At 69.4% G+C, this 10,826-nt stretch carries 11 protein-coding genes; 6 read left to right on the top strand and 5 right to left on the bottom strand.

The features are described from left to right. Positions 1 to 18: 18 nt before the first annotated feature. On the bottom strand, positions 19 to 3,435 hold the full coding sequence (locus I6H87_RS26640) for a maltotransferase domain-containing protein (protein ID WP_011617307.1): 3,417 nt from the start codon (positions 3,433 to 3,435) through the stop codon (positions 19 to 21). A gap of 342 nt (positions 3,436 to 3,777) precedes the next feature. Between I6H87_RS26640 and I6H87_RS26635 the strand changes: the two genes are divergently transcribed. The 5 genes from I6H87_RS26635 to I6H87_RS26615 all read left to right on the top strand — a co-directional run bounded on the left by I6H87_RS26635 (position 3,778) and on the right by I6H87_RS26615 (position 6,839). After that, entirely contained in the window at positions 3,778 to 4,149 is a 372-nt protein-coding gene (locus tag I6H87_RS26635; RefSeq protein ID WP_010814542.1) for a hypothetical protein, read from the top strand. A gap of 37 nt (positions 4,150 to 4,186) precedes the next feature. After that, complete coding sequence (locus I6H87_RS26630; RefSeq protein WP_011617306.1) at positions 4,187 to 4,630, top strand: PA2169 family four-helix-bundle protein; 444 nt, start codon at positions 4,187 to 4,189, stop codon at positions 4,628 to 4,630. Between the two features lie 150 nt (positions 4,631 to 4,780). Beyond that, positions 4,781 to 5,923, top strand: coding sequence for a flavodoxin family protein (locus I6H87_RS26625; protein WP_011617305.1), 1,143 nt, complete (start codon positions 4,781 to 4,783; stop codon positions 5,921 to 5,923). Between the two features lie 44 nt (positions 5,924 to 5,967). Beyond that, positions 5,968 to 6,534 (top strand): BON domain-containing protein, encoded by a 567-nt coding sequence (locus tag I6H87_RS26620; RefSeq protein ID WP_011617304.1) that lies wholly within the window; start codon positions 5,968 to 5,970, stop codon positions 6,532 to 6,534. A 32-nt stretch (positions 6,535 to 6,566) separates the two neighbouring features. After that, on the top strand, positions 6,567 to 6,839 hold the full coding sequence (locus I6H87_RS26615) for a BON domain-containing protein (RefSeq protein WP_010814538.1): 273 nt from the start codon (positions 6,567 to 6,569) through the stop codon (positions 6,837 to 6,839). A gap of 29 nt (positions 6,840 to 6,868) precedes the next feature. Here the strand turns inward: I6H87_RS26615 and I6H87_RS26610 are convergent, their stop codons facing one another. Both I6H87_RS26610 and I6H87_RS26605 read right to left on the bottom strand, forming a co-directional pair. Next, positions 6,869 to 8,248 carry an erythromycin esterase family protein gene (locus tag I6H87_RS26610; RefSeq protein ID WP_011617303.1) on the bottom strand — a complete coding sequence of 460 codons (1,380 nt, stop codon included), beginning with the start codon at positions 8,246 to 8,248 and terminating at the stop codon, positions 6,869 to 6,871. A 65-nt stretch (positions 8,249 to 8,313) separates the two neighbouring features. Then, positions 8,314 to 8,535 (bottom strand): DUF2188 domain-containing protein, encoded by a 222-nt coding sequence (locus I6H87_RS26605; RefSeq protein ID WP_010814536.1) that lies wholly within the window; start codon positions 8,533 to 8,535, stop codon positions 8,314 to 8,316. Positions 8,536 to 8,708: 173 nt separating this feature from the next. Here I6H87_RS26605 and I6H87_RS26600 point away from each other — a divergent pair, with 173 nt between their 5' ends. Continuing rightward, entirely contained in the window at positions 8,709 to 9,017 is a 309-nt protein-coding gene (locus I6H87_RS26600) for a hypothetical protein (RefSeq protein WP_010814535.1), read from the top strand. A 55-nt stretch (positions 9,018 to 9,072) separates the two neighbouring features. On the opposite strand, the gene I6H87_RS26595 is transcribed toward I6H87_RS26600, so the two are convergent. Together I6H87_RS26595 and I6H87_RS26590 are read right to left on the bottom strand one after the other, a co-directional pair. Beyond that, entirely contained in the window at positions 9,073 to 10,431 is a 1,359-nt protein-coding gene (locus I6H87_RS26595; protein ID WP_010814534.1) for an MFS transporter, read from the bottom strand. Positions 10,432 to 10,572: 141 nt separating this feature from the next. Next, a complete protein-coding gene (locus I6H87_RS26590; RefSeq protein WP_010814533.1) occupies positions 10,573 to 10,797 on the bottom strand; it encodes a DUF2783 domain-containing protein in 225 nt (74 codons plus the stop codon). Positions 10,798 to 10,826 lie beyond the last annotated feature (29 nt).

Genomic DNA, 10,826 nt, shown 5'->3' with positions numbered 1-10,826 from the left:
TGTCTCCACGTATGCCTGTCAGGCGCCGTGCGGGTCGGTCGAGGCCGGCGCCGAGGGTGGGCGGGGAGCGGGGCGCTCCAGCGGGCGCACATGCCAGACCGTGAACGGCAGTTGCGCCGGATCGAGCCGGATGCGCTGGTGCTTGCCGCGCAGCTCGAAGCGCCGGCCGTGCATCAGGTCGTGCACCGCCAGGCCGGCCTGGTCGGGCAGCCCCCATTCCCACAACGGGATTTCGATGTCGGTCTCGTGCGCCGTGCGCGGATCCAGGTTGATCGCGGCCAGCAGCACGTCGTCGCCGAACAGGTAGTCGGTGCCCGGCATGAAGCGCGCGAACCACAGCACGGCGTCGCTGCCGGCATGGTAGAAGCGCAGCCCCAGGTGGTTCTGCAGCGCCGGGTGCCCGGCGCGGATCTCGTTGAGCCGTGAGATCTCCGCGACGATATTGCCGGGCTGCTGCCAGTCGCGCACGCGCAGCTGGTATTTCTCGGAATCGAGATATTCCTCGCGCACCTTGCCGTTCAGCACAAAGGGCGCGCTCTCGCACAACTCGAAGCCGCTGTACATGCCCCACAGCCCCGACAGCAGCGTGGCCAGCGCCGCGCGGATCAGGAACGCGGGGCGCCCGCCCTGGTGCAGGAAGTAGGGGTTGATGTCAGGGGTGTTGACGAAGAAGTGAGGCCGGAAGAAGTCGCGCAGCGGGCTTTGCGTCAGCTCGGTCAGGTATTCGGTCAGCTCCCACTTGGCATTGCGCCAGGTGAAGTACGTGTATGACTGGCTGAAGCCCAGCTTGGCCAGCCGCGCCATCATCTTGGGCCGGGTGAAGGCCTCGGCCAGGAAGATGGTGTCGGGGTGGCGCGCGCGCACGTCGGCGATCATCCACTCCCAGAACGGCAGCGGCTTGGTGTGCGGGTTGTCGACGCGGAAGATGCGCACGCCCTGGTCGGCCCAGAACATCACCACGTCGCGCAGGGCCTGCCATAGCGCGGCGCCCGCGGGCGCTGCGGCGTAGAAATCGACGTTGACGATGTCCTCGTACTTCTTGGGCGGGTTCTCGGCATAGCGCAGCGAACCGTCCGGGCGGTGTGCGAACCATTCCGGGTGGTCGCGCAGCCACGGATGGTCGGGCGAGCACTGGATGGCGAAGTCCAGTGCCAGCTCCAGGCCATGTCTGGCCGCCGCGTCGCGCAGGCGGCGGAAGTCTTCAAAGGTGCCGAGCTCGGGATGCAGCGCATCGTGGCCGCCTTCCTTGCCGCCGATGGCGTAGGGGCTGCCGTGATCGCCCGGCTCGGCGCGCAGGCTGTTGTTGCGGCCCTTGCGGTGGGTGCGGCCGATCGGGTGGATCGGCGTGAAGTAGAGCACGTCGAAGCCCATCGCGCGAATCGCGGGCAGCCTGGCGATGACATCGTCGAAGGTGCCGTGGCGGGTCTCGTCGTTGCTTTGCGAGCGCGGGAACAGCTCGTACCAGCTGGCGTAGCGCGCGGCCAGGCGATCGGCCTCGACCGGCATGGCCACCGGATGACGCGAGGCAAACGGGCGACCCGCCGGGGTTGCCATCACTGCCTGCATCGCGGCCTCGGTGCGTGGCGACAGCAGGATCTCCTGCCGGCGAGCGTCATCGCCGGCAGCGGTGATCAGTTCGTCGACGATGGCTGAGAGCTCGGTGTCCGCGGTTGCCGTCCGGGTGTTCTTCCCGCCATTGCCCTGCTTCCCGTTCCTGGCAGGCTGCAGCAGCGCATCGGCCACCAGCCGCGCGCCTTCCTCGATCTCCAGCGCCACGTTGAGGCCGGCCGCGCGCTTCTTGCCGATCTCGTCGAGCCAGCTGGCGAAGGTGTCGCGCCAGGCCTCGACCGTGAATTCATGCCGGCCCAGCGCCACCAGCGGGAAACTGCCTTCCCAGCGGTCGTTGATCACGGGCTGCATCGGCGCCTGGTGCCAGCCAGTCTCGCCCGGCGCACGCCACAACACCATGGCGGCAAGCTTGTCGTGGCCATCCATCCAGATATCGGCACTGACGGTCACGCGCTCGCCCACCACGCGCCGCACCGCGAAGCGGCCTTCGTTGCAGGCGGGCTCGACGTGCTCGATGGCGATCCGCGGGGCCTCCATTGCCGCCACCACGCTGCCCAGGCCGGTGGCGGCCAGCGTTTCATGGCCGTGCGGCGCGCGCGCGTCGGCTGCCGGCATGCCGGGCCGCGTCAGGGGCACCGGGGGCACTTCGTAGAGGCGGATATCGGCCGGTGCCAGCGTGATGCTGGCCAGCGCATCGAGCCGGTGGTTGGCATCGACCGTCCCGCCCGGGCCGCCCAGTGACGATTCCAGGTGCGCGCTGGCGTGCGGCAGCGCGCTCAGCACGCGGTCGGCGCCCAGCGTGCCGGGCGCCGCGGGGTCTGGATTGAGCACCACTGCCAGGGCGGGGGCACCGTCCGGTACCTCAGGGTCGCTACGGGTGCCGGCGGCGTCGGGAGCGGGGCAGGCGCCGTCCGGCACAGGCAGCCGTGCCAGCACCGTCAGCGGCGCGTCGGGTCCGCTCAGCAGGCGCACGGCCAGTGCCGGCGCCGGATCGCGCGCAGCCAGCCAGGTATTGGTTTCCAGCAGCTCGTGGGTGATGTCGTACGGCGCGCCCTGATGCGGGGCACCATCCGTGGCCAGCGGGTCGCGTGCCAGCGCGCCGCCGGTCTCGAAGCCGGCCGGCACCAGGATGCCGTCGCCGATCGCCGCGGCGGTCCACAGCGCACGCCGCGCGCTGAGTGCGTCATGGCTTGCCGGCGTCAGCGCTGGGGCGGCCAGCACCCGGCCGAAGGGGCGCAGCCGCGCGATTTCCTCGGTCAGCCAGGGGCTGCGAAAATCCCACCACGGCAGCGAGCAGAATGCGCCGTCGAAGCCGGCGGGCGCGAGATCGTCCAGTTGCGCCGGCGTCAGCCCGGGCGTCCATGCCAGGAAGCATGGCGCACCGCGCGCCTGTGCCGGCACAGCATCGCTGCGCAGCGTGCCGGTCACCGCGGCCCAATGCCTGCCGTGCACGCGTGCCGGCGCACGGCAGCAGAAGCCCGCCGCGCCTGCCACCCAGGCCTGGCGCAGCCGGGCCGCCCACCACTGCACCAGCGCCTCGGCCGCTTGCTGGTCATGCCAGCGCAGGCGCGCGCCGGGGATGTGGCTGTCGGTCTCGTGTGGGGCGAAGGCTGGGAGCGCACTGTCGATCCAGCCAGGGTCGGGTGCTGGCCCGGTGCCATCGGCGGGGTCGACCGCATAGCGGTCCAGTGAGATGTCGAGCAGCGGGGCCAGCCCGTGCCGGGCGCAAGCCGCGAAAGCGTCTTCGCCGGGCAGGTGCGGCCAGCCGCCGATCAGTACGTGGTCGAAGCCCAGTGCCGCCACGCGCTGGAGCGCGTGTTCATCGGCATCGGGCGTTCCGGTCAGGTCGATCTGGCAGATCCGCACAAAATCCTCCCGGTGTTTCGCTCCGACGGAGCAACAAAATCCCGCTCCGGCGCCTTGCGGCCAGCCGGCGGGATGGCACAGCCATGCGAAGTGCGTGCCAGCGCGCCCGGCCAGTCTCCAATTGCGCGCCCAGCCAAGGCACCTCAAGGGCAAGCGCCGCGGCATCTTATGTGCGCGATGCCTTACTGCTTGTAAAAACTACCGGCGCGCGCCGTGCCGATGGAAAGAACGCGCAGGGCAATGGGGCCGATGCGGGCGCGGTGTCCAGCCGGTACGCTTCTTGCCGCTGTCTGGCAGCGCGTGTTGTTCCCGGCACGGTGGGAAGGCCGCGGAAGGAGACGCATGGACTGGTGGCTGGAGGCAGCGCAATGGCCGGCGATGGTGGTGACGGTGGTGGCCACCTGGCTGGTCGGCTCACGCCGGAGCGCGCGCCGGCGCGCCGGCTTCTGGGTCTTTCTTGCCAGCAACGTGCTGTGGATTGCCTGGGGCTGGCACGGCGGCGCCAATGCGCTGGTGGTCCTGCAGCTGGCGCTGATCGCGATGAACCTGCGCGGCATGCGCGAGGCCCGCAAGGCGTGGCCGCCCGCCTCGCAGCGCGCGCTTGCGGCCACTGGCGGCGCGCGGGACGAGCCGCTATCCTTGCACGAGCCCGGCGTGCGGCGCACGTCCGGCGCGAGCGAGCAACCGCCGGCGGCAGCCGGCCCCGATCGGTGACTTCACGGGTCCGCGCGCGGACCAGGGCAGGTGTGTCATGGCGAAGAAGAAGATCCTGTTGCTCAATGCGCTGATTGCGGCATCGCGCGAAGGCGAGCTTGGCTGCCGCGTCGCAGCGCTGGCCGCGGCCAATCCCCACCTGAAATCGCTGCTCACCAGCCGCGCCAATGCGTTTGCGCAAGCGGCGCAGGAGCTGCAGGCGTGCCTGCTTGACCTGGGGCAGCTGCCCGACATGACGGCAGCCCCGGCTGCGTCGGCCGGAAGCGCGATCGGCAAGCACGGCTCGGACCGGTCCATCCTGCAGGCGGTCAGCAAGCGTGAACACGCCGTGCAGCGACGCTATGCGCGGGCGCTGCGCACGCAGGTGCTGGGCCCGCGCCTGCGCGCCCTGGTGCGCCGCCAGTACCGTGGGGTGCAGGTCAGCCACGAGTTGTTTCGCGTGCTGCAGCAGCAGTACCGGACGCCGCAGGCAAGCCCGTAGCCGCCGGCCGAGACCGCATTTCTTACAAGGCAACGAACGAATTGCACGCGCGGCCGGCCGCCACGCAGGGCGCGGCGCGCAATGCATGCCCGCGGGGGATGGCGCTCATCTTGCATGTCTGCGGGACATGCGTCCCGTACGGAGACCGTCATGCCCGAGCACCCGCCCAAGCCAGCCCGGCCATCGCAGGATGCGCCGCGTGCGCCGCGCCATCCCGGCAACCCGGAGGATGTGCGCAAGGGCCAGGTGACCACTCCCCTGGCGCGCGACACGTTCCGCCAGCGCTTTCTTGCGCGCTTCGCGGATCCCGCATACCGGCAGGAGGATGAGGCGCTGGACCGCCTCGAACACATTGCCTGGGATGCCTATCAGGAAGGCCGCAAGGCACCCCGCACGCATAAGGCCGGGCCAGGCTATGCCGATCCGGACTACGAGCTCTCCGACGAGTGGCGCGCCGCCAGCGAGGCCGTGCGCAGCGCACAGCAGCGCCAGGCAGATCCCGCCACACCGTCGCGCGTGTTGCTGGTGTGCGCCGCGGCGCGCAACGACTACACCTGCCCGGGCGAGGTGTCGAAATCCTGGCGCCTGGCCGGGCGCGCACGGGAACGGCTGGAGGCGGACGGCATCGAGGTCGACCTGCTCGACCTGAGCCACCTCGCCTCAGATGCCGACCTGCGCATCCATCCGTGCAAGGCGTGCGTGTCGACCGCAATGCCGTTGTGCCACTGGCCGTGCAGCTGCTATCCCAACCATGCGCTGGGCCAGGTCAACGACTGGATGAACGAAATCTATCCGCGCTGGGCGGCCTGCCACGGCGTGCTGATCGTGACGCCGGTGTACTGGTACCAGGCCGCCAGCCCGCTGAAGCTGATGATGGACCGGCTGGTCTGCGCCGACGGCGGCAATCCCGACCCCACCACCACGCATGGCAAGGACGTGGTGCGCGCCAAGGCGATGGAGCTGTCCGGCTGGGACTATCCCAAGCATCTGTCCGGGCGCGCCTACGGGCTGGTGGTGCACGGCGACGTGGCCGGCATCGAGGGCGTGCGCCGCGCGCTGGCCGACTGGCTCGACTGGATGGGCCTGATCGACGCGGGCCCGCAGGCGCGGCTGGACCGGTATATCGGCTACTACGAGCCCTATGCCACCAGCCACGTGGCACTGGACCAAGACACTGGCGTGCAGGGCGAAGTGGACAACGTGGCGCGCGCGCTGGCGTGCGCGGTGCGGCAGTTGCGCAAGGGCGAACTGCGCGCGCCGGACCGCGGGCTGGTGCCGCCGCGGCAGAAGTAGCGGCACGCTGACTGACTGACGAATCGGGGCAAGCGGAGACGACGATGGATCGCAGAGACAACTGGCGCGGCCAGCCATGGCACGAGAGCGCGGTGCCTGAAGCCGATATGCGCAGTCACTACGTGGGCGCCTACGGGGTCTACGATTATGACGAGCCGGTGGACCCGGACGAGTCTGGCGGGCGCCGCGGGGCGTGGGAATGGCGGCCGGAGCGCTTGCCGCCGGACGCGCCGGCGCCGCGCGCCCGGGGCCAGACCGATCCTTACCGCCAGTTCACCGGCTACAACGAGCGCATGGATCTCTACCGGGGCGGGCCGCAGCGGGCGCGTCCGGTGGGGCCGCGCAATTACCAGCGCACGGACGAGCGCATTCTCGAAGACCTGTGCGAGCAGCTCTCGCGCAGCGCGCGGCTGGACCTCAACGATGTCGAAGTCCGGGTCGAGCAGGGCGTGGTGACGCTGGAGGGCAGTGTGCCGGACCGGCTGCAGAAGTACCGGATCGAGGATATTGCCGACGAGGTTTTCGGCGTGAAGGATCTGGTCAACCACTTGCACGTGGCGCGCACTGGCGCAGCGCAAGCGCATCCGGGCCACGGCATGCGTACCTACTGAGGCGTTGTTCCCACGGACGGGAGAGTGCGCGCATGACCGGTTCCCCGAACCCAGCCAATCACCGTGGCAATGCCGCGACGGCAGCGGATATGGCGCTGCAGGCGGCCCTGTGCTCGCGCCTGTGGGACGCCGGCCTCGACGTGAGCGAGGTTGCCGTGGACGTGGCGCAAGGCCGCGTGACGCTGCGCGGCGCGATCGGCGCGCAGGCCGACTGCGATGCAGTCGAAGCCTGCGTCCGCGGCTGTGACGGTGTGCGCGAGATCGTCAATCGCATCCAGGTTGCGCCGGACCGCACCGGCGGATGAGCGTCCGTGCAAGCGACAAGGCGGCCACTTCAGAGCCCGTAAGGCCAGGTCTCCGGCGCGCCCGGCGCGGGCTCCGCCGGCAGCGCCGGAACCGCGCGCGTACGGTCGAACCACAACAGCAGATCGAATTGCCGCGGCAGCGTGGCGCGCGCATAGTGGCTCTGCAGTTCGGTCTCGGGGCGGTAGATCACCCCGATAAAGCGCTCTTGCCGTGCCGGCATCAGCAGCTGACGCACTTCGGCCTGCACGCCGCCGTTGGCGCCGCCGGACGGACCCCGCAGGTCGATCCAGGCTTGCGCATGGCCGGCCGCATGGAACAGATGCTCGTAGCTGTCGGCACGGGCAGGGCGCACTTGCTTGATTTCCATCGGGCCGTCCCACGATGTCGCCGCGGCGACGGTGCCGTCGTAAGTGCTCAAGCCAACCAGCGCGGCGTCGTCGCCGAAGGACTCGCGGCACAGCTGGCCGATACTCAGCTGCCCCTGGCTGGCGCCCATCTCGGTCTGCGAAGCATCCCCGATATGCGAGTTGTGCGCCCATACCACCGCGCGCGCTTGCGGGCCATGCGCCTGCAGCAGATGCGCCAGGGTTTCAAACATATGTGTGTCGCGCAGGTTCCAGCTGTCGTCGCTGCCGTGATACATCACGCGGTAGTAGCGCTCGGCTGAAGCGACCAGGCGCGCGTTCTGCGCGGCATCGAGAAAGTCCTCGTGACCCGCCCGGGCATAGGCCAGCCGTTTGTCCAGCAGCGCCTGCAGCTGTGCGACGACGGCATCCTCGCAGTCGGCATGCGTGCCGTGCAGCACGGCACGCCCATAGCGCGCCGGATCCCGGCCCCACGGTTCCAGGCAGCCATAGCGCTCGCGCGCCGCTCGGGCGGCCTGTGGATCTACGCCCTCCAGGTAGGCCAGCACTGCAGCCATGGAAGCGCGCAGGCTGTAGATATCGAGGCCGAAGAATCCAGTGCGCTGCGCAGGCGCCAGGGTTTCATTGTGCGTGTGCAGCCAGCGGATAAAGCGCGCCACCTCCAGGTTGCGCCACATCCAGACCGGGAAGCGTGTAAAGGCTGCGCCGGGCGATTCGGCCGGCTGTGGCGGGCGGCCGCGCACGTGGCGGTCGACTGCCGCGGCATCTGGCCAGTCTGCCTCGACCGCGATGATGCGGAAGCCGTGCCGGGCCACCAGGTGCGCTGTCAGGGCAGCGCGGGCATGATAGAACTCGGCGGTGCCGTGCGTACTTTCGCCCAGGAGCACCACGCGGTGTCGGGCCAGCAAATCGGCCAGCACGCCGGTGGCATTGGCAAACGGACCGCGGAACGGGCTTGCCGCCGGGTCGTCGATGGGCGGCAATGGAACCGCCGCGGCCGCAATCGCGGCGGCGGCGCGGGGGGCAGCCCGGTGGTGTGGCATCTCGCATCGGTATCCGGGATTAGCAGCGCCGGAGTCTTCAGCGGGGCCTGACGAGTGGCCGGCGATCAGCCCGGAATGGTGCGCGGGTCGTGGCCGAAGCTGCTGCGCGAGCGGATCTGCCCGTCGCGGCCGTGGATCAGCAACTCGACGTGCTCGCTTTGCGCCTTCGTGGTGCCGGCCGCAACCGCTTCTTCCTGGGTGGCGTGGTGCGATTCCGCATAGCGCGCACCCTCGTGGATCACATCCCAGCCTTCGTCGTGCGGTACGACGTGTATGTTGCTGCCCATGTCGGGTCTCCTCGATGATCGGTGCTTTCATTGTGGCGCATCTGCGCGCGCTGTCTATCCGGCGCCGTCTGACAGCCGCAAAGGGCACCGGGTTCCACTTTTCGATGGAAATCCCTGGTTATTTGTCGGGCCTCTTGTAAGCTGGACTTGGATCGCAAAAAGAGGAGCGGACCATGCGTGCAAGATTTGCCAGGGGGCTGACGCAGTCGCCGGTGACCGTGGTGGCCCGGGCGTTCGACGGAGAAGCGGTGCGCACTCCCCAGGTGGGCGACCTGGTGACGGTGTATAGCCAGGATCAGGACACCGAATTCAATATCCGCCTGTGCGAGGCCGTCGAGCCCGGCCGCTGGCGCGGCGTGGTCTACGCGATCGGCCGCGGACAGGACGTGCTGGTCACCGCCGAAGGGCTGGAGATCGACGACGTGGTCGAGGTGATGCGCGAGGAAATCGCCTCCGTCATCCCCTGCGGCCGATCCCACTGAACGCTGCACCCCGTGGGTGCGGACATTCCGGTTTTGAAGACGCCTGCGGCCCGGTTCAGGCCGGCCGCGCGGGCTGCCTTGGCACACCCAGCCACATGGCCAGGCCGCTGGCCAGCAGCAGCGCCGCCAGCAGGTAGAGGGCATGGTCCAGGCTGCCGGTCCGGGTCTTGATCTGTCCAATCACCCACGGGCTGACGATGCCGCTGGTGATGCCGATGCTGCTGATGAAGGCGATGCCGGCGGCCGTGCCCGCGCCCGGCAGGTAGCTGGGCGGCAGCGACCAGAACACCGGCAGCGCGGCAAAGATCAGCACCGCGGCCACCGACAGGATGGCCAGCATCAGCGCCAGGCTGGGCAGGTGCAGGGTCAGCGCCGCCAGGGCCAGCGCGCCGCCTGCCGTGCACAGCAGGAAGTGGCGGTGGCGCTCGCCGGTGCGGTCGGAGTGGCGCGCGATCAGGAGCAGGCCGACCGCGCCCACGGCATTGGGTACCACCGAATACAGGCTGACCGACATCACGTCGGTGATGCCGAAGTCGCGGATCATCAGCGGCATCCAGAAGCTCAGCGCCAGCGAACCACAGGTCAGCGAAAAATAGATAAACGCGAACAGGTACACGCGCGGGTTGCGCAGAACCTGCCGCAACGCGTGCAGCGAATGGCCGCCGGCATGTGCTTGCGCGGCCGTGTCGCGCGCCAGGTGGGCACGTTCGCCGTCGGTCAGCCAGCTGGCCTGCTGCGGGCCATCAACCAGGCAGCGCGCGGCCAGCAGGCCCAGCAGCACCGCGGGCGCGCCCTCGATCGCAAACATCCACTTCCAGCCCTGCAGCCCGAGCACGCCGGCCATGTCGCGCATGATCCAGCCGGACACCAGCCCGCCCAGCACACCCGCCACCGCCACGCCGGCAAAGAAGATCGCCATCACCGCGGCGCGGCGGCGCGCCGGGAACCAGTAGGTCAGGTAGAGCACGATGCCGGGGAAGAAGCCGGCTTCGAACACGCCCAGCAGGAAGCGCAGCGTATAGAACTGCGCCGGGGTGGAGACGCCCATCATCGCCACCGAGGCCAGGCCCCACAGCACCATGATGCGCGTGAACGTGCGCCGTGCGCCAAAGCGCGCCAGCAGCATGTTGCTGGGCACTTCGCACAGCACGTAGCCGACGTAGAAGACCGCGGCGCCCAGGCCGTACATGGCGTCGCTGAAGCCCAGGTCCTGCTTCATCTGCAACTGGGCGAAGCCGATGTTGATGCGGTCCAGGAACGACACCACGTAGCAGACGAACAGGAACGGGATGATGCGCAGCCAGACCTTGCGGTAGAGCGCATCCTCATCGTGCGCAGCCAGTGCTGCGGGAGGCAGGGTGGGGGACGTCAGGCTGGATAGGGACGAAAGATCCCCTGAGACCGGATGGCTCATGAACGTTGTCTCCGTACGGTGGTGGCTGCGGCGGCGGGCAGCCGGAGGGTTCCGCCAGTGGGCAGCGTCTTGCGCGCGTTGGCCCGCGATGGTGCCGGGAAAAGAACAGGACAGGCGCGGCGGTACCGCGCCTGTGTCAGGTCAGGCTGGCGTGGTGGCCGGCATTTCGGTCACGCCTTCGCGCGCGGCGGCCATGGCGGCCAGGAGCACATCGTGGTCGCCGATATGGTTGGCCAGCAGCAGGATCAGCTGCGCATTGGCGGCCTGGCTTTTTGCCTCGTCGAGGTCGCGGTGCATCTCGATCAGCGCTTCGTAGAAGTCGTCGGGCCGCGCCAGGTTGGGTTGGGTGTTGAGCGTATTGGGCATGGGAGTCTCCGCGGTGCAGGTCTGGCCGG

The organism is Cupriavidus necator (genome assembly GCF_016127575.1).
Lineage (GTDB): Bacteria > Pseudomonadota > Gammaproteobacteria > Burkholderiales > Burkholderiaceae > Cupriavidus > Cupriavidus necator_D.
The sequence above is the reverse complement of the archived record's forward strand: the minus strand, read 5'-3'. Positions and strand labels throughout refer to the sequence as shown.

Coding starts and splice junctions, on each gene's coding strand:
- I6H87_RS26635 (WP_010814542.1), top strand. CDS start 3,778: ATGGACTGGTGGCTGGAGGCAGCGCAATGGCCGGCGATGGTGGTGACG.
- I6H87_RS26630 (WP_011617306.1), top strand. CDS start 4,187: ATGGCGAAGAAGAAGATCCTGTTGCTCAATGCGCTGATTGCGGCATCG.
- I6H87_RS26625 (WP_011617305.1), top strand. CDS start 4,781: ATGCCCGAGCACCCGCCCAAGCCAGCCCGGCCATCGCAGGATGCGCCG.
- I6H87_RS26620 (WP_011617304.1), top strand. CDS start 5,968: ATGGATCGCAGAGACAACTGGCGCGGCCAGCCATGGCACGAGAGCGCG.
- I6H87_RS26615 (WP_010814538.1), top strand. CDS start 6,567: ATGACCGGTTCCCCGAACCCAGCCAATCACCGTGGCAATGCCGCGACG.
- I6H87_RS26610 (WP_011617303.1), bottom strand. CDS start 8,248: ATGCCACACCACCGGGCTGCCCCCCGCGCCGCCGCCGCGATTGCGGCC.
- I6H87_RS26605 (WP_010814536.1), bottom strand. CDS start 8,535: ATGGGCAGCAACATACACGTCGTACCGCACGACGAAGGCTGGGATGTG.
- I6H87_RS26600 (WP_010814535.1), top strand. CDS start 8,709: ATGCGTGCAAGATTTGCCAGGGGGCTGACGCAGTCGCCGGTGACCGTG.
- I6H87_RS26595 (WP_010814534.1), bottom strand. CDS start 10,431: ATGAGCCATCCGGTCTCAGGGGATCTTTCGTCCCTATCCAGCCTGACG.
- I6H87_RS26590 (WP_010814533.1), bottom strand. CDS start 10,797: ATGCCCAATACGCTCAACACCCAACCCAACCTGGCGCGGCCCGACGAC.